The sequence below is a fragment of the Sedimentitalea sp. XS_ASV28 genome (assembly GCF_041224545.1).
GTDB lineage: Bacteria > Pseudomonadota > Alphaproteobacteria > Rhodobacterales > Rhodobacteraceae > Sedimentitalea.
In genome coordinates, this window is the sequence record NZ_JBGFGP010000090.1 from 31696 (window position 1) to 49476 (window position 17781).

Genomic DNA, 17781 nt, shown 5'->3' on the forward strand with positions numbered 1-17781 from the left:
CGTGGTTCCAACGATTACGACTAGGCGAGACATATTCACCACTCCTGTTCATGCCCGGGCGACATTATGGGCGCGAAACAGGGGCGTCAACCGTCAATCGTCGCGAATTCACGGTCCGGCTCTCGCCCCGTCTGCGACGTTTTGTTGCGTTTGCGGGTTTTCGGGCGAAATAATGCTGTGATTTTGCATGTTGCACCGGTCATTTTCGGAAACTGGTGCGCGCTTCAGGCAACTGCGCGCTGGATATGGCCTCGCGCATGAACGATCATTGCCGTTCGCACCACACACAGCAAAAGGGCAGGGGACGGATCAGAGCCGTGTCGGGCGGCCGTCGGGCAGGCTGATATTGGCAACCTGCTCGGCGATGGGATCGGTCGACAGGGGATGGGTTTCGGCGGTGAAATGGTCGGGGTTCGACACGGACACCCATTCGCCGCCGACATAGACTTCCAGCCCAGAAAACTTGGCCTTGTACCCCATCTTGCGGCTGCCTGGCACCCAGTAGCCGAGATAGACATAGGGCAGATCGGCGTTTCTGGCGATCTCGATATGATCCATGATCATGTAGGTGCCCAGGCTGTGCTGCAGCCGGTCGGGCGCGTAAAAGGAGTAGACCATGCTCAGCCCGTCTTCGAGCACGTCGGTCAGGCTTACCCCCACGAGTTCGTCTCCGTCTGGATCGCTGTATTCGATGACCCGGCTGCGAATGGGGGTTTCCTCGATCATCGCCGAGAACTCGAAAACATCCATGTCCGCCATGCCGCCATCCGCGTGCCGCGCGTCAAGATACCGGCGAAACAGGTCATACTGGTCCTCTGTGGCCCAGGGCGAGGTGGCGTGCCGCTCGATCTCCGCATTGCGCCGTGCGGCGCGCTTCTGGCTCTTGGTCGGCTTGTAACGATCCACAGCTATACGCGCCGACAGGCAAGCCGAGCAGTCCGCGCAGGACGGACGGTAGAGCACGTTCTGCGAGCGGCGAAAACCCTGTTGACTCAGGCCGTTGTTCAGCCGATCGGCATTGTCGCCCTGAAGCGAGGTGAACAGCTTGCGCTCCATCCTGCCCTCCAGATAAGGGCAGGGTTGCGGCGCCGTCACATAGAATTGTGGCGCAATGGGTAGAGTATGTCGCATGAACCGTCCGCTGTTGCTTTCATGAAAATGATAACAACCGATCTGCACGTCGCCAAGTGTCGATTCAGGCGCGCAATTCAGACCTTCGGTTGAGTGCGACGGTACCCAGGAACGCATCTGTCAGACCCTGACCCCGTGCGCCGGTCAGCATCATCACGATGGAGATGACCTGCAAGAGCGGGAGGGCGATGCTGACGGTGTATCCCGCCGTATGTGCGAGCGCCATGGGCAGGTCGAGCCGGTTGCCGTCTGCTGTTCGTATCTCGATACCGACAAAACGCATGCCCCAGGTCGCGGAGTCGTTTGCAAGGGTCACGACGCGATAGCAGAAGCTGAGAATGAGCCACAGGAAACCGAAAAAGAATGCGCCGACAAAGGCCGTCAGCAACACCCCCACCAGGCACAGCAGCAGGATGACGAGCATGTCGATGATCCAGGCCAGCAGGCGCTTGACAGGAACAGACGCGTAGAATTCCGGCTGGCGATCCGGATCCGGAAGATTGTACATCAAGAAAACCCCGAGTTCAGACGGAAAAGTGGCCTGCCCCGACGGATGCAGGGACAGGTCATATGGTATCAGGCGGCTTCGCCTTCGTCACGGTTGCGATCGGCCTGCTTGGCGCGCTCTTCCATGAACTGGTCGAATTCGGCCTTGTCCTTGGCTTCGCGCAGGCGTTCGAGGAAGGACTCGAAGTTGTTCTGTTCTTCTTCCAGACGGCGCAGCGTCTCGGCCTTGTAAGCGTCAAATGCGCGGTTTCCGGTCGATGAGGACATCGTCATGCGCTGCTGTTTCCACGAATGGCGGCTGTTGCAGGATTTGCTGAACATGCGTTTGCTCCAGATCATGTAGAAGAGTAGGGCCAGTCCGACCGGCCAGAAGAACACGAAGCCAAGGACCATCGAAGCGATCCAGGCCCCTTTGCCCTTGCTGTCAAGCCAGGCTTCGGCGCGGGAAAACCAGCCGGGATGGGCCGTGGCTGGAACGGGTTCGGTCATCATGCTCATGGTCGTCTCTCTCCTGAAGTGTGTCGATGTGAATGTCTTTCACATCACCTAGATCGGGATTGAGGCTGCCACTTGCAAGAGTTTATGTGAATGTTTTTTACATTAACTTTTATTATGAAGTGAAATCAGATGGTTGCGCGTTCGAAATTCGCTTCAGCACCGTCGGGGACACGCGAAAGACATGGTGCGGTGTGCCCGCTGCGGCCCAGATTTCATCAAAGTCCAGCAACCGGGGATCCATATAGGCGCGGATCGGCGCGAGATGACCGACCGGTGCGACGCCTCCGATGGCAAAACCGGTCTGTTGGCGGACAAGGGCCGCATCCGCCTTGCCGAGCTGTTCTCCGGCTGTCGACGCCGCCTTGTCTTCGTCGACCCGATTGCCGCCGGCCGTCAGAAACAGGATCGCTTCGCCGCTCTCTTTTCCCTGAAAGATGATGGATTTCGCGATCTGGTCCAGCGCGCAGCCCACCGCGTCGGCTGCATCCTGCGCCGTACGCGCAAGGCTGGTTTCCTGTATGTCCGGGGTCAGCCCGGCGGCCTCGAGGGCGGCACGGACGCGTTTCATGCTTTTGCTCATGCGCGCAACCTGACCCGAAAGCGATCGGTTTCGCAAGCGGTTCCTGCATTGACGCGCGCGCGAGGCGGCTTCACTCTGCGGCCATGTCGTTGTGCAAGAAAATGACCCGCATGCCGCGAAGCCATGATCGCGAACTTGGTGCCGAGGCCCGCGCCGCGGTTCCGGGTGCGTCGGGCGACCTCGCGTTGCTTATCGAGGGGGCCGCGGGCAGCAGCCCCTATTTGCGCGCCCTGATCATGGCCGAGTCCGATTGGCTGCCAGAGGCGGCGGAACACCCCGAAACCGCAGTTGCGGCATGTATCGACGGGCTTGCAGAGCTCGCGCCGGATCAGCTCAAGGCCGGTCTGCGACAGGCCAAGCGACGGGTTGCGCTGATGACCGCGCTGGCCGATCTGTCCGGGGCGTGGCCCCTGGAGCAGGTGACCGGAAGCCTGACCGACCTTGCCGGTCAGGCGTGCGACATAGTGGTGAAATCCGAGGTCGCAAATCTCATCCACCGAGGGAAACTGCCCGGCATGACAGAGGATGACGCAAGCACGGCCGGCGGTCTGTTCGTTCTGGCGATGGGCAAGATGGGCGCGCATGAGCTGAACTATTCCTCTGATATCGATCTTATCTGCCTGTTCGACGAAACCCGTTTCGATCCCGACGATTTTTACGAAGCGCGGCAGGGAATGGTTCGGGCGACGCGCAACATGTGCAGCCTGCTGAGCGAGCGCACCGCCGATGGCTATGTGTTCCGCACCGATTTGCGTCTGCGTCCCGATCCGGCGGTGACCCCGGTCTGCATGGCGGCAGAGGCGGCGGAACGCTATTATGAAAGTCTTGGGCGCACCTGGGAACGTGCCGCCTATATCAAGGCCCGCCCGGCGGCGGGGGACATTGCCGCGGGCGAGCGGTTCCTGAAAACCCTGACCCCGTTTGTCTGGCGCCGCCATCTGGATTTCGCGGCCATCCAGGATGCCCATGACATGCGTTTGCGGATTCGCGAAACAAAGGGCACGGGCGGCGCGCTCACAATACCGGGGCATGACATGAAGCTGGGTCGCGGAGGCATTCGGGAAATCGAGTTCTTTACCCAGACGCGCCAACTGATCGCAGGCGGACGCGACGCGGGCCTGCGGCAGCGCGAAACCGTGGCCGGATTGGCCGCGCTGGCGGACAAGGGGTGGATCCCGTCCGAGGTCGCCGAACAGCTCAGCGATCATTATCGTGCCCATCGCGAGGTCGAACACCGAATCCAGATGGTCAATGACGCGCAGACCCACAAGATTCCGAAATCCGAAGAGGGGATCGCGCGCATCGCCTGTCTGATGGACATGGAACCCGCGCAGCTTCTCGAACGGATCGGGGATCGGTTGCAAGAGGTTCACGCCCTGACCGAAGACTTCTTTGCGCCGGAGCAACCAACGGGCACTGTCGAGCGGTCGGTGGATTTCGATGCGAGCATCCTGGCGCGCTGGCCAACCTATCCGGCGCTGCGTTCGCAGCGTGCGCGGCAGATTTTCGAACGCCTGAAACCCGAACTGCTGGCGCGGCTGGGCCGCACGTCAAAACCCGAAGAGGCGCTGATTGCGCTGGACGGATTCCTGTCGGGCCTGCCTGCCGGGGTCCAGCTGTTCTCGCTGTTCGAAGCGAATACCCAGCTGATTGACCTGCTGGTGGATATCGTTGGAACATCTCCTGCGCTGGCGGGGCACCTGTCACGCAATTCCGGCGTTTTCGACGCGGTGATCGGCGGCGATTTCTTTTCCGACTGGCCCGGTGTCGATGCGTTGCAGGCCGAGTTGAGCCGCCTCCTGCGGCGTGAAAGCGACTACGAGACCCAGCTCGACACCGCCCGGCGCTGGACCAAGGAATGGCATTTCCGTATCGGCGTCCACCACTTGCGGGGGCTCATCGACGCGGAAACGGCGGGTGTGCAATATGCCGATCTGGCGAGCGCCGTGATCGCCGTTATCTCTCCACTTGCGGTGCAGCAGTTTTCACTCAAGCACGGAGATCCGCCCGGCCGTGGCGCGGCTGTTCTGGGCATGGGGTCGCTTGGTGCCGGGCGGCTGAACGCGATGTCGGATCTCGATCTCATCGTGATCTACGATCCGCTTGATGCAGAGTCTTCGGATGGCAAGCGGCCCCTGGCCACGCGCAGCTATTACGCCCGGATGACCCAGGCGCTGATCACCGCGATCACCGCCCGGATGTCGCAGGGCCGTCTGTACGAGGTTGACATGCGCCTGCGCCCTTCGGGCAATCAGGGGCCGGTGGCCACCAGCTGGTCGAGTTTTCAGAATTATCAAAAGGACGAGGCCTGGGTATGGGAACATCTCGCGTTGACCCGGGCGCGGGTGATTGCCGGGGTCGAGGATCTGTCGTCGGATATCGAAAGGTTCCGCGAAGAGGTGCTGTCCTTGCCGCGAGATCGTGCGCAGGTCCTGAGCGAAGTCGCCAAGATGCGTGCCAAGATCGCCGAGGCCAAATCCCCCGACGGCATATGGGATGCCAAGATCGGCGCCGGCCGGATGCAGGATATCGAACTGGTTGCCCAGACCGGTGCGTTGCTGTCCGGGTCGTGCGCGCGCGACGTGCGCTCCGGTTTGCAGGCGGCTGTCGACTGCGACTGGATGAGCGCCACGTGCGCGAAACGGCTGACCGAGTGCTATGACCTCTGCTGGTCGGTCCAGACCTCGGCGCGATTGCTGTCGGCGCAGACCCTTACCCGCGAGGGAATGGGCGAGGGCGGCGCGGTGTTCCTGTGTCGAAGCACCGGGTATGAAACTCTGGATGCGCTTGGCGAAGCGCTGGAAACCGCCTATGCAGACGCCGGCGCATTGATCGGGGCCCTGTTGCCGCAAGAGGACGAACCATGAAGCCGACGGACGGGATGGACCCCAAGGGCCTGATCTACGAAGCCTATCAGATCGAAGAGATCAGCGGGGCGGAATGCCGGTCGATCTTTCTCGACTGGGCGTTGAGCCTGCCCGAGGGCCATGAAACAGCCGCCGCCCTGCATCACCTGATCGAAAGATATGCCGACGCCCTGCCGGATCACCCGATGTCTGCGGTGCTGCGGGATGGGTTGACGTCGGTTGTATCGCCCCGACGCCGTGGCGGCTGGCGGTCGCGTCCGAGAAACTGAGCTGGAGTGCTGACAAGGCTGTTATCATCCGGTCCATGCCGCTAAGAGGGCGGCATGACCGTGACTTTGCAAACACCCGACCTGCCTCATGTGCGTCTCAGGCCCAAGGCCAATGCGCGCGGTATCCGCCACGGGTTTCCGTGGGTCTATGCCAACGACCTGGTGACCGACCGGCGCACCCGCGCGCTGACGCCCGGCACGATTGCCGTGCTCGAAGATGACAAACGCAACGCGCTCGGGCTGGTCAGCGTCAATCCGGAGTCCAGGATCATCTGCCGGATGCTGGATCGCGATCCGTCCGCGATCCTTGATCGGTCGTGGTTCGAGGCGCGTCTTGCCAGGGCGGTGGCGTTGCGCGACCGTTTGTTTCCCGAACCTTTCTACCGGCTTGTTCATGCCGAGGCGGACGGCTTGCCCGGGGTTGTCATCGACCGGTTCGGAGAGATCTGTGTCGTGCAACCCAACGCCGCCTGGGCCGAGTTGCATCTTGAGCCACTGACCGATGCGCTGGTCGCCAGCACCGGAGTGACGACCGTGCTCAAGAATGCGAGCGGTCGCACGCGGGCCTTCGAAGGGTTGGATGACCGATCGGGCGTGCTGCACGGATCGGCCCCAGCGGCGCCGATACCGGTACCGATGAACGGCGCGACCTATATGGCGGATCTGACCGGAGGCCAGAAAACCGGCCTGTTCTTTGACCAGCGGCCAAACCATGCCTTTGCCGCCCGGCTGGCCGCCGGCGGGCGGGTCCTTGACGTATTTTCCCATGTCGGCGGCTTTGCCCTCGCGGCTCTGGCGGGCGGCGCGGCCTCGGCCCTGTCGGTGGATGGGTCGGCGGCAGCTCTTGCGCTCGCCGAACAGGGCGCGGCGGCGGGCGGTATGGCCGGGCGTTTCGCGACGCGTCAGGGGGATGCGTTCGAGGTGCTCGCCGAACTTGGCGAGGACGGCGCACGGTTTGACCTGGTGATCTGCGATCCGCCGGCGTTCGCGCCGTCGAAATCCGCGCTGGAACCGGGCTTGCGGGCTTATGAACGGATTGCCAGGCTGGCCGCGCCGCTGGTGGCCGAAGGCGGCTATCTGTGCCTGTGCTCCTGCTCTCATGCAGCCGATCTCGGGCGCTTTCACGCGGCGAGCGCGAGGGGCATCGGGCGCGGAGGACGGCAGGCGCAGTTGATCCACACCGGTTTTGCCGGTCCGGATCATCCTCAGCTGCCGCAGCTGTCAGAGAGCGGGTATCTCAAATCGCTGTTCTTTCGCCTGTGAAAATCGTCATCGATACCTGCGTGCTTTACCCGACGGTGATGCGCGAAATGGTGCTCGGCGTTGCGCGGGCGGGTCATTTCACGCCGGTCTGGTCGGCGCGCATACTCGAGGAATGGGCGCGGGCGGCGGTCAAGCTGGGGCCACAGGGCGAGGCGCAGGCGCGCGCGGAAATCGCCATGCTGCGTGGTGCGTGGCCCGCTGCGGAATGCCCCGCCGCGCCAGGGCTGGAGCAGCGCCTGTGGTTGCCCGATGCCGCCGATATCCATGTTCTGGCCGTTGCGGTGGCAAGTTCCGCAGATGCAATCATGACCCTGAATGCCAGGGATTTTCCGCGCCGTGCACTGGAAGAGCAGGGGCTTGGGCGGCTGGATCCGGATGGATATCTGCATCGCCTCTGGCAGGTCGATCCGGACGGTGTCGGGGCGGTCGCGCAGCGCGTTCTGAACGATGCGCGGCGATTGTCAAGCGACAACTGGGACATGCGCCCGCTGTTGAAAAAGGCGCGACTGCCGCGACTGGCCAAGGCGCTCGCCACCTGAAACCGGGTTCAGATGGGGCGGTGCCACTTGCGTTCAAGATGTTCAAGCGCCGCGATCCGTTCCCCGGTCTTCGGATGGCTCAACAACCAGGCCGGCGCCATGCCCGCCCGCTGCTCGGTCAGCGCGTCGAGTTTGCGGAACAGTGAAATCTGCGGTGCGATGCCGATGCCCGCCTTGGTCAGGAGCGCGGCGGCGTAAGCGTCCGCCTCGTATTCATCCGCGCGCGACAGCCGCGCCGACAGCAGGCTGGTCAGGATATTCGCGATCCAGACCCCGACAAAGGGAACGAACCGCCCCAGAACCATGATCAACCCCGTGCGCAGCGCATTCTGCCCCGAGAAATCGATCATCCGCCGGCGCGCATGGCCAAGCGCCACATGGCCCAGTTCATGGGCGATCACGCTGGCCATCTCTTCGCCGGTGACATCGCCGTTCTGAAACTTGCGATAGAAGCCGCGGGTGATGAAGATCCGACCATCCGCTGCCGCGAGGCCGTTCACCGGGTCGATTTCATAGACGTAGACCGGGATGCGATGCAGGTCGAGCGACGCGGCCAGACGGTCGGTCAGCCGCTTGAGATGCGGGTCGGCCAGTTCGGTGGATTTCCGGTCGAGCTCCTTGCCGGTTCTCCAGACGGAAAACCGGTACATCGCCAGCGCATACAGAATGGCCAGCAGGATGGGGGTGAACTTGATCATGGGCTTGATATGGCCCCGGCGGGCTCGGTCGGCAAGTGGTCGGTAGCGATGTGTGCCACGTCCCGAAACGATCTAGCGGGTCAGCGCCTTCATGCCCCGGCTCAGCCCTTCAAGGGTCATGGGAACCATCTGGTCTTCGAAAATCTCGCGGATCATCTGGATCGAATGGGTGTAGGACCAGTATTTTTCCGGCACGGGATTGATCCAGAGATTGCTGCTCCACTGTTCGCGCGCGCGTTGCAGCCAGACACTGCCCGCCTCGGCATTCCAGTGCTCGTTGGCGCCGCCGGGATAGGCGATCTCATAGGGGCTCATCGACGCATCGCCGACAAAGATGCACTTGTAATCCGATCCATAGGTACGCAGCACCTCGTGGGTCGGCGTCTGCGCATCCCAGCGGCGGCGATTGTCGCGCCAGACGCCTTCATAAAGACAGTTGTGGAAATAATAGTATTCCAGATGCTTGAATTCGCTGCGCGCGGCTGAAAACAGCTCTTCAACCACTTTCACATGCGGGTCCATCGAGCCGCCGATATCCAGGAACAGCACGACCTTGACCGCGTTGTGGCGCTCCGGGCGGGTGATCACATCGAGATAGCCGTGTTCGGCGGTGGCGCGAATCGTACCATCCAGGTCGAGCTCTTCGGCGGCGCCTTCGCGCGCCCAGTTGCGCAGCCGTTTCAAGGCGACCTTGATGTTGCGTGTGCCCAGTTCCACGGTGTCGTCGAGATTCTTGAATTCACGCTTGTCCCAGACCTTGACCGCGCGCTGGTGGCGGCTCTCTTTCTGACCGATCCGCACGCCCTCGGGATTATAGCCATAGGCGCCAAAGGGGCTGGTTCCGGCGGTGCCGATCCATTTGTTGCCGCCCTGGTGCCGCCCCTGCTGCTCCTTCAGGCGCTCCTGCAAGGTCTCCATCAGCTTCTCAAAGCCGCCAAGCGCTTCGATCTCGGCCTTTTCCTCGTCGCTCAGATGCTTTTCCGCCATCTTGCGCAACCAGTCGCCGGGGACATCGACAGCTTCGATGACCTGCTGAAAGCTGATCTCTTCCAGCCCCTTGAAGCTGGCGGCAAAGGCCCGGTCGAACTTGTCGATATTGCGCTCGTCCTTCACCATCGACACGCGCGCCAGATAATAGAAGGCCTCGATATCATAGGTCGCGAGCCCCGCCTTCATCCCCTCAAGAAAGCTCAGATATTCGCGCAGCGATACCGGCACTCCGGATTTGCGCAGGTTTTCAAAGAAGGGAAGAAACATCGGTTCAGCCCGCCAGCCGGTCGATCAGCACCGTTGCGATCATTGCGACGACCCCGAAGGACAGTGCCGAAGCGATTGCATATTGTATGGTATCGGCGGTTTTCCCGCCGCGTTTCCTGGCGAGGACGACACCGAAGATGGCCCCCAGCAGAATAGCTGCGATTACGATCATGGCCTGTTTATCCGTTCGATTGGCTGTTGCGCTTTTTGTGGGGGTTCAGGGATGCAATTTCCTGCATCTTTGCCCGGACCGCCCAATCCGTGCCAAAGCCGTATCTTGCCCATCCGACACTGTCCAGCCTGACAGAGCGTGCGGCGTCCTCCTGGCCGGTCTGATCCAGCGCCTCGGCCTTGAGCAGCATCAGCGTCGCCAGCAGCGCCGCGTTTTCCGATCTTGCGGCCACGTCCAGATAGGGTTCGATCTGATCCAGTGCCTCGGCGCCGTCGCCGCGTGAAATCGCATAGGCGGCCGTCTGGGTGATGACATAGGCCTGATGCAGGCGGGTTTCCGGCAGGTTGCGCAGATAGCCAAGCGCGCTGGCGTAATATTGCTGTGCAAGTTCCGCATCATCCAGCTGGGTCATCCGCCCCAGCATGTAATAGCCGAACGCGCGCCGGTGATCCTTCCAACCGAGTTTCTGCGCCGTTGCCGCCGCCGATTGCGCGGCCTTGCGCCGTTCATCCGTGCCCGCGCCGGGTCCGAGCACGATCTGTACCTCGTCGATCCACGAGCGCGGGGTCGGTGCGATGGCATGGGCGGGTCGCTGGTCGCCGTGTGGATTGATGCGGGTCAGGATATCGGGCAATTCGGTCGCGACCTCGGATTTGGTCATGCCGCTGTAGATTTCGGGGGCATAGGTCGCGCGCAGGATCAGCATGTCAAACCCGGTCAGAACGGTATGCACGTTGTCGTCGTTGAAGACCGAATTGGGCAAGCGATAGAGATCGTTCAGCGGGCCGAGTGCCTGGGCAAGTTCCTCGTGCAGGCAGTCGCGGATTTCCTGCGGTGTCGAATCGTAAGGCAGGAAGATCGCCATTCGTTCGCGCCGCGTAAGCGTCGACCAGTTGGTGTCGGGGCTGCGGCGTTTGCGGCGATATTCATCCAGGCTGGACACGTTGGGCACGACGAAACACGCGGCATGGGGCAGGGCGCGGCGTATTTCGGCCCGGCTCACCGCTTCGATGGTTATGCTGGCCTCTGCGCCATCGGTCTCGCGAATGTCGATCGTGGCCTCTGTGCGCAGCCGGTCGAGCAGCCGGCGCAGGTCGGGTTCAAGGCTGTCGGGGGCACGACCGGCAACCCGCACGGTAATCGGGGTCTCGAACCGGGTGAAAACGGGCAGGCGGCGGCCGCTTTCCAGTTCGAAATGCAGCGACAGGAAATCCGCCGCAATATTGGAGTTGGATTGCGACGGGGCGCTCGGATAGGAAGAATCAAATCCCTTCATCGGCGACAGGCTGGAGTCCGCGATCGCGGCGCGGGTCGGCGTGTCGGCCAGGGGGCTCGCGGTGCATCCTGCCAACGCAGTTGCAAGCAGGATGGGCGCGATGCGGATCATGGGCGTTGATAGCGGATAAACGGCGTCACTTTCGCGATGCGGTCATACAGCTTGCGCGCGGTCTCGTTGAAATCCTGCGTCAGCCAGTACACGGTCGGTGCGCCCCGGGCATCTGCGGCGGCATACACCGCTTCGATCAGGGCGCGACCGATGCCGCTGCCGCGATGCTCCGGTCGGGCATACAGATCCTGCAGATAGCAGACGTCCTCGATTTTCCAGGCGTGCCGGTGAAACAGGTAATGGGTCAGCCCGACCAGTTCCCCGTCCTTTTCGGCAACATAGGCGCTGAAATCGTGCGGATCATCGCCGAGCAGCCTTGCGAATGTGCTTTCATAGACCTCGGGCGCTACGCTGGTTTCGTAGAACGCCAGGTAGGCGGTCCACATATCTGACCACTGCGGCTTGTCATCGGCGCGCAGCGGACGAACGGAGATGGCTGTCGTATCAGTCATGCTGCCGAGTCTGACCAACCCGACCGCGCCATTCAAGTTAAAAAACGGCGCTCACTATCCAAGGCGTTTTCGTTACGGGCGTTTCCTGACGGCTCTGTCATCACGTTAGGCGGCGACCCCGATCAGCGATACCTGGTTGCGCCCGGCATGTTTGGCCCCGTAAAGCGCGCGATCGGCCTGGCTGATCAGCAGTTCGGCATGTTGCTCGGGTTGCATCTTGGCCATCGCGGATGAGGGCGATCCGACAACGACTCCGATGCTGGTAGTGACGTTGATCGGCTGCGCAATGCCAGGACAGTGAAACGGCAGGGAATTGATCTGGCGGCACAGCCGTTCGGCGGCGAGCGTCGCCGCATGCTGGTCGGCATCCGGGATCACGATCATGAATTCCTCGCCGCCGACCCGCGCAACCATGTCGCAGGCGCGGACCTGGCTTTGCAGGCGACGCGCCGCTTCGATCAGGACCGAGTCGCCCGCCGGATGACCGAAACAGTCGTTGATCCGCTTGAAGTGGTCGAGATCGGCAAGCATGACGGCAAAGCTGCTGCCGCTTGTCGCGGCCTCTCCCGCGATCGCGGCCAGGTGCGGCAGGGCATAGCGGCGGTTGAAAAGTCCGGTCATCGGATCGCGTATCGCGGCGCGCAACCCGTCACGCACCGAGGCGCGGAACCGGTCCGACTGTTTCTTGTGCCGCAGTTGCGTGTCGATGCGAATCGCAAGCTCCTCGGCGCAGAAACCGCTTTGCAGGACGTCATGCGCACCGCGATCCAGCGCTTCGGCGCCCAGATTGCGGGCGGTTTCCGGCACAATGGCAATCAGCGCCGCATGGCTGGTAAAGGCCCTTGATCTGAGATCGACGAGCAGCCGCAGGGCAGGCTCGCTCTCGCTGTCGGTCAGGTCGACGACGATTGCTTCGGGCGGCTGCCCGGTCATCATGTCGTGAATGTTGTCGATCCGGTGGCATTGCAACCTGTGACTGGTCTGCTCTCTGAGGCGTGCGCGCCAGATCGCTCCGGTACTCGCGCGATGTGTCAGCAGGGCGATGTTCGATGGTGGGGCAAGTGCGGCCGCGGCCGGCTCGGCAAAGCCCAATGTCGCCGGTTGCGAGCGATCGTGCCAATGCAATTCCTCACTGCTGCTGCGGGCGCGGATCAGGCTGCGGATGCGCGCCTGTAACATCAGGTCGTCGATCGGTTGCAGCAAGACGTCATCGATGCCGGCCTTGAGCGCCGCAAATTGCGCCGCCCGGTCGTTGATCGCGGCGATGGCGATGATCGGAGTATTGCGCATCGTTTCATCACGATCCAGCAGCGCCCGCACGTCATGCGCGGTGCCATCCGGCAGGGTCATCGCCGTCACGATCAGCTCGGGCCGCGTGCGGCGAATCAGCGTTTCCAGACCGTCGATCCCGTCGCTTTGAACCACGTGATAATACGCCGCAGACAGCTGGACTTTCAGCATGATGCGGTTGGTGGATACGCCGTCTACGATCAGAATGGTGCCTTGCACGCGTGGCGCCTTTCATGTCTTGCGTTAATATTGTTTCAAAGTGTTTATGAGAGTCCTTAACAAACTGTTTCCGACCGGGGAAAAGCGATAGCACCATGCAGTATTCCGCCGACGCCGCCGAAACCCTTGCGCTCAGGGCGCTGAGCTGGTTGCTGGGGCAGGACGATCTGTTGCCGGTCTTCCTGGGGGCGAGCGGTGCCTCGGAGCAGGATCTGAGAACGCGTGCGGAAGAACCGGAGTTCCTGGGGTCGGTGCTCGATTTCCTGATGATGGATGATGCCTGGGTGATCCAGTTCTGCCAGGCCGAAGCGATTCCGTATGAACATCCGATGCTGGCGCGTGCGGCGTTGCCCGGTGGCGCGCAGATGCACTGGACCTGATGACCACTCATTTTGAGCGGGGCCACACATGACCATTTCAGCGATCCTGTTCGACAAGGACGGAACCCTGTTTCAATTCGGCGCCACATGGGAGGCCTGGGCCAGCGCCTTCCTGAAGCGTGTCACCGGTGGCGATGCTGCCGAGGCGGCGCGGTTGGGGCGCGCGATGGGGTTCGACGTGATCTCCGGGCGATTTCACCCCGACAGCGTGGTCATTGCCGGCACGCCGGCCGAGGTGGCGGATGCGCTGGCATCACATCTGCCGCAAATGTCACGGGACGATGTGATCGCAATGCTCAACGAGGAGGCCGAGGTCGCGCCACAGGCCGAGGCCGTGCCGTTGCGACCCTATCTTGAGGCGCTGCGGACACGCGGCCTGCGGCTTGGTGTGGCCACGAATGACGCGGAAACGCCGGCGCGGGCACATCTTAACGCGGCGGGTGTCGCCAACTGTTTCGATTTCGTCGCCGGATTCGACAGCGGATACGGTGCCAAACCCGAACCGGGTCAGCTTATTGCCTTTGCCCGCGCGGTCGGGGTGCCCGCAGAACAGATTGTGATGGTCGGGGACAGCACCCATGACCTGATTGCAGGGCGTAGCGCGGGCATGACCACCGTTGGCGTGCTGACCGGAATGGCCGGCGAAAACGAACTCGGCCCGTTTGCCGATGTGGTCCTGCCGGATATCGGCCACTTGCCCGGCTGGCTCGGCCTCTGAGGCCCGGTTCCGATTACGACGCTTTGAACCGGAATGCGACACCCGCTGTCGCGTTCAGACCGGCAGCGGGGCCTCGCCTATTGCTGAATGGTCTTGAGGTGGCGGAGGTCTGAACATGGCGGATGGTACTGAACGAAAGCGGCGCGGAGGCGGGCGGGCCGGAAACGCGGCACGGCGGGGTGGGCTGGTGATCGATCAGATGCCCTGGAACCCGCCGATCAACATCGACCGGCCCGTCGAGCCGCTGACGGAAGACGGCGTTGCGGCGATCCACCTTGGCGCGATGGAGATCCTCGAGGATATCGGCATTGCCATTCTCAACCCCGAGGCGCTGGAGATCTTTCGCGAGGCTGGCGCGCGCATCGAGGGCGAGATCGTGCGGATCGGTCGCGACTTCATCATGGAAATGGTCGGCAAGGCCCCGTCGCAATTCACCCTGACCCCTCGCAACCCCGATCGGCGGATCACGGTCGGCGGCAAGACGATCCTGTTCGGAAATGTGTCGTCGCCGCCGAATTACTGGGACATGGAAATCGGCAAGAAAGTTCCCGGCACGCGAGAAATGTGCCGCAACCTTCTGAAACTGACGCAGTATTTCAATTGTATCCACTTTGCAGGCGGCTATCCGGTCGAACCCGTGGACCTGCATGCAAGCGTGCGGCATCTGGATGTGCTGTATGACAAGCTGACGCTCACCGACAAGGTCATGCATGCCTATTCCCTCGGCCGAGAGCGGGTCGAGGACGTGATGGAGATGGTGCGCATCGCGGGTGGGTTATCGCATGAAGAATTCGACGCAAGCCCCCGAATGTACACGAATATCAATTCGACCTCACCGTTGAAACATGACCATCCGATGCTGGATGGCTGGATGAGGCTTGCGCGTCGCGGTCAGGGGCTGGTGGTGACACCGTTCACGCTGGCCGGGGCCATGGCACCGGTGACGATGGCCGGGGCGGTGGCACAATCCCTGGCCGAGGGGCTGATCGCGATTGCGCTGGCGCAGTACATCCGGCCCGGTGCGCCCTGCGCCATCGGCACCTTTACCAGCAATGTCGACATGAAATCCGGCGCGCCGGCATTCGGGACGCCGGAATACATGCGGGCGACACAGATGACCGGGCAACTTGCGCGCTTTTACGGGCTGCCATTGCGGTCAAGCGGCGTTTGCGCGGCCAATGTGCCCGACGGACAGGCGATGTGGGAAACCTCAAACAGCCTGTGGGCCGCGGTACAATCGGGTACGAACATGGTCTATCACGCGGCGGGCTGGCTCGAAGGCGGATTGATCGCGAGTCCGGAAAAATTCATCATGGATTGCGAGGTTCTGCAACAGATTCAACGCTATATGGACCCCGCCCTGACGGCGACCGGGCCGGATGAGATTGCGCTCGACGCCATTCGCGCAGTTGGCAATGACGGGCATTTCTTTGGTATCCAGCACACGCAGGATCGCTATACGACCGCGTTCTACCAACCGTTCCTGAGTGACTGGAAGAATTACGAGGGATGGGAGGCGGCGGGCGCCATCTGGACTCCGGAGCGTGCGCATCACCTGTTCAAGCGGATCATCGCAGATTTCGAAGCGCCGCCGATGGACGAGGCCATTCGCGACGAACTCGCCGCCTTTGTCGAGCGTCGCAAGGAAGAGGGGGGCGCCCCCACCGACTTCTGATGCAAAGCCGCGCCGGCGGCATCATTGCCGCTGGCCAGTGTCACGGCGGCACGGTAGGCTCCGCATGATGGCAAGCGGGAATTCTCAGGACATGTCCGAACAGCAACAGGCGGTGCGGCATCGGCTGATCATGGCCGGGCTCGGCGGAATTGCGGGGCTCGCGCTCTGGGCGCTCGGGGAACGCTGGGGCGATCCCGCGGTGCCGCCCGCCGCGTTCCTCGCGCTTTTTGCCTTTGTGGCGAGCTATGCGCTCGTTGCGCTGGCCTTGTGCGGCCCGATCACCGTTGCGCGTGCCCTGGCGGGCGGGCTTGCCTTTGCGGCGACGTTTACCGTGCTGATCAGCATTGCGGGTCTGCGCTACAAGGCGGCAACGGATCTGTTCAACGACGCGGCCATGCTCAGCGTGTCGGCGGTGCTGGTGCTGTTTTGTACGCCCTTTCTTCTGGTCTGGCTACAGGACCGCACTGCGGTGCTGCGTTATGACCGGCTGTTCGATGCGGCGTGGATGCTGACCGCGCGCTATGCGTTGGCCTGGGTGTTCGTGGCGGCCTTCTGGCTGGTGGCCTTCCTGAGCGATGCATTGCTCGATCTTGTCGATATCACGGTGATCGACACGCTGCTTAGACCCGGTTGGGTGCGCTTTGGCGTGAGCGGCGCGGTGCTTGGCCTCGGGCTCGCCGTGATGCAGGAACTGCGTCACACCCTGTCGCCATATCCGCTGCTGCGCCTGTTTCGGCTGCTGGTGCCTCTGGTGCTGGCGGTGATCGCGGTGTTCCTGGTGGCGGTGCCGTTGCGGGGATTGCGCGGGCTGTTCGGCGAGTTCTCGGCGGGGGGCACGCTGATCGGTGCGGCTGCGGTTGCGGTTTCACTGATCAGCATGGCGCTGGATCGCGACGATGCGATGGCGGTCCGCACGCGCGGGTTGCAACTGGCGACCCGGTGTCTGGCACTGCTGGTGCCGGCCCTGGCCGCGTTGGCGGTCTGGGCCGTGGTGCTGCGCGTGCGCCAATATGGCTGGACACCGGATCGGATATTGGCGATGACCGTGGCGTCTTTTCTGCTGATCTACGGTCTGGGCTATGCTGGCGCGGTTCTGACCGGGCGCAGCTGGATGGCGCGGGTGCGGCAGATCAACGTCTGGGTCGCCCTGCTGGCGATCGCCGTGGCCGTCGCCTGGATGACGCCGCTGCTTGATGTCTATCGCATTTCGACCGCCAGTCAGCTTGCTCGCTATGAATCCGGCCATACCGCGCCTGCGCAACTGGCACTCTGGCCGTTGGCTCATGAATGGGGCCGGGCGGGCGAGGCCGGGCTTGCCGCATTGGAAACCGCGGCCGAAAAATCGGATAATGCGCTTTTGGTGCAGCGGATTGGCGATGTGCGTATCGCCACCAACCGCTATCAGTTCGAAGAGGAACTGCAAATTCGTGACCTGTCCGAGCGCATGAGCGCGTTGCTGAATCTGATGCCGGTCCGACCGGATGGTGCATCGGTCGAGCCGGAGACACTACGCAATCTGCCGGCCTATCTGCTCAATGCCTGGCTGGACGGGTGCCGGCGCAAGACCGCCGATGGCCGCCCCGGATGTGTGATGGTCAAGGGCGCATTCCTGCCATCGGTGGCGGCTGGCGAGCAGGCGATGATCCTGTACCTTGACGATAAATCCGACACGCGCATCAGCCACGTGTTCCTGCAACCGGGCAGTTCGGTTTCGATACGCGACGTGCTCGACACGGAAACGCTCGGATGGCCGAAATTGCCGTCGGCGACGATTTCCGAGGTGCAGGATGGCCGGTATTCGCTGCAACCCAGCGGTGTGAACGCGCTGGCGGTGGGTGGCCAGCTGCTGGCGCCTGCGCAATGAGAGGCTGAAAACTCG

18 protein-coding genes are annotated in these 17781 nt (G+C 62.6%); 8 read left to right on the plus strand and 10 right to left on the minus strand.

Features of this window, described 5'->3' with window-relative positions; translation table 11 throughout:
* Positions 1 to 309 precede the first annotated feature (309 nt).
* From AB9K34_RS04875 to AB9K34_RS04890, 4 genes are all read right to left on the minus strand, one after another.
* On the minus strand, positions 310 to 1131 hold the full coding sequence (locus AB9K34_RS04875; RefSeq protein WP_369953309.1) for an arginyltransferase: 822 nt from the start codon (positions 1129 to 1131) through the stop codon (positions 310 to 312).
* Between the two features lie 64 nt (positions 1132 to 1195).
* Positions 1196 to 1639: an RDD family protein gene (locus AB9K34_RS04880; protein WP_369953310.1), complete on the minus strand. Its 444-nt coding sequence runs from the start codon at positions 1637 to 1639 to the stop codon at positions 1196 to 1198.
* A gap of 68 nt (positions 1640 to 1707) precedes the next feature.
* Positions 1708 to 2136, minus strand: a complete 429-nt coding sequence (locus AB9K34_RS04885; protein ID WP_369953311.1) for a DUF2852 domain-containing protein — start codon at positions 2134 to 2136, stop codon at positions 1708 to 1710.
* Positions 2137 to 2248: 112 nt separating this feature from the next.
* Positions 2249 to 2716, minus strand: a complete 468-nt coding sequence (locus tag AB9K34_RS04890) for a YbaK/EbsC family protein (protein ID WP_369953312.1) — start codon at positions 2714 to 2716, stop codon at positions 2249 to 2251.
* An 83-nt stretch (positions 2717 to 2799) separates the two neighbouring features.
* Here AB9K34_RS04890 and AB9K34_RS04895 point away from each other — a divergent pair, with 83 nt between their 5' ends.
* The 4 genes from AB9K34_RS04895 to AB9K34_RS04910 are packed head-to-tail and all read left to right on the plus strand — an operon-like array spanning position 2800 to position 7654.
* Positions 2800 to 5583 carry a bifunctional [glutamine synthetase] adenylyltransferase/[glutamine synthetase]-adenylyl-L-tyrosine phosphorylase gene (locus AB9K34_RS04895; protein WP_369953314.1) on the plus strand — a complete coding sequence of 928 codons (2784 nt, stop codon included), beginning with the start codon at positions 2800 to 2802 and terminating at the stop codon, positions 5581 to 5583.
* The gene (locus AB9K34_RS04900) at positions 5580 to 5852 is read left to right on the plus strand and encodes a hypothetical protein (protein WP_369953315.1); all 273 of its coding nucleotides are present in this window, start codon (positions 5580 to 5582) and stop codon (positions 5850 to 5852) included. Before AB9K34_RS04895 ends, AB9K34_RS04900 begins: the two co-directional genes overlap by 4 nt.
* 54 nt (positions 5853 to 5906) lie before the next feature.
* Positions 5907 to 7115 carry an RSP_2647 family RNA methyltransferase gene (locus AB9K34_RS04905; RefSeq protein WP_369953316.1) on the plus strand — a complete coding sequence of 403 codons (1209 nt, stop codon included), beginning with the start codon at positions 5907 to 5909 and terminating at the stop codon, positions 7113 to 7115.
* Positions 7112 to 7654 (plus strand): RSP_2648 family PIN domain-containing protein, encoded by a 543-nt coding sequence (locus tag AB9K34_RS04910; protein WP_369953317.1) that lies wholly within the window; start codon positions 7112 to 7114, stop codon positions 7652 to 7654. The genes AB9K34_RS04905 and AB9K34_RS04910 overlap by 4 nt, the downstream gene beginning before the upstream one ends.
* Positions 7655 to 7662: 8 nt before the next feature.
* Here the strand turns inward: AB9K34_RS04910 and AB9K34_RS04915 are convergent, their stop codons facing one another.
* The 6 genes from AB9K34_RS04915 to AB9K34_RS04940 form a co-directional block, all read right to left on the minus strand.
* Positions 7663 to 8352 carry a M48 family metalloprotease gene (locus AB9K34_RS04915; protein ID WP_369953318.1) on the minus strand — a complete coding sequence of 230 codons (690 nt, stop codon included), beginning with the start codon at positions 8350 to 8352 and terminating at the stop codon, positions 7663 to 7665.
* A gap of 72 nt (positions 8353 to 8424) precedes the next feature.
* Positions 8425 to 9609: a VWA domain-containing protein gene (locus AB9K34_RS04920; protein WP_369953319.1), complete on the minus strand. Its 1185-nt coding sequence runs from the start codon at positions 9607 to 9609 to the stop codon at positions 8425 to 8427.
* A gap of 4 nt (positions 9610 to 9613) precedes the next feature.
* A complete protein-coding gene (locus AB9K34_RS04925) occupies positions 9614 to 9781 on the minus strand; it encodes a hypothetical protein (protein ID WP_369953320.1) in 168 nt (55 codons plus the stop codon).
* 7 nt (positions 9782 to 9788) lie between these two features.
* Positions 9789 to 11168, minus strand: coding sequence for a DUF2927 domain-containing protein (locus tag AB9K34_RS04930; RefSeq protein WP_369953321.1), 1380 nt, complete (start codon positions 11166 to 11168; stop codon positions 9789 to 9791).
* On the minus strand, positions 11165 to 11620 hold the full coding sequence (locus AB9K34_RS04935) for an N-acetyltransferase family protein (RefSeq protein WP_369953322.1): 456 nt from the start codon (positions 11618 to 11620) through the stop codon (positions 11165 to 11167). Before AB9K34_RS04935 ends, AB9K34_RS04930 begins: the two co-directional genes overlap by 4 nt.
* Before the next feature lie 105 nt (positions 11621 to 11725).
* Positions 11726 to 13129, minus strand: coding sequence for a diguanylate cyclase (locus tag AB9K34_RS04940; RefSeq protein WP_369953323.1), 1404 nt, complete (start codon positions 13127 to 13129; stop codon positions 11726 to 11728).
* Positions 13130 to 13224: 95 nt separating this feature from the next.
* Between AB9K34_RS04940 and AB9K34_RS04945 the strand changes: the two genes are divergently transcribed.
* The 4 genes from AB9K34_RS04945 (at position 13225) to AB9K34_RS04960 (ending at position 17766) form a co-directional block, all read left to right on the plus strand.
* Positions 13225 to 13509, plus strand: coding sequence for a DUF3572 domain-containing protein (locus AB9K34_RS04945; protein ID WP_369953324.1), 285 nt, complete (start codon positions 13225 to 13227; stop codon positions 13507 to 13509).
* Between the two features lie 28 nt (positions 13510 to 13537).
* Positions 13538 to 14227 carry an HAD family hydrolase gene (locus AB9K34_RS04950; protein WP_369953326.1) on the plus strand — a complete coding sequence of 230 codons (690 nt, stop codon included), beginning with the start codon at positions 13538 to 13540 and terminating at the stop codon, positions 14225 to 14227.
* 115 nt (positions 14228 to 14342) lie between these two features.
* Positions 14343 to 15902: a trimethylamine methyltransferase family protein gene (locus tag AB9K34_RS04955; protein WP_369953327.1), complete on the plus strand. Its 1560-nt coding sequence runs from the start codon at positions 14343 to 14345 to the stop codon at positions 15900 to 15902.
* A 91-nt stretch (positions 15903 to 15993) separates the two neighbouring features.
* Positions 15994 to 17766 (plus strand): hypothetical protein, encoded by a 1773-nt coding sequence (locus AB9K34_RS04960; RefSeq protein WP_369953328.1) that lies wholly within the window; start codon positions 15994 to 15996, stop codon positions 17764 to 17766.
* The last annotated feature ends 15 nt before the right edge of the window (positions 17767 to 17781 follow it).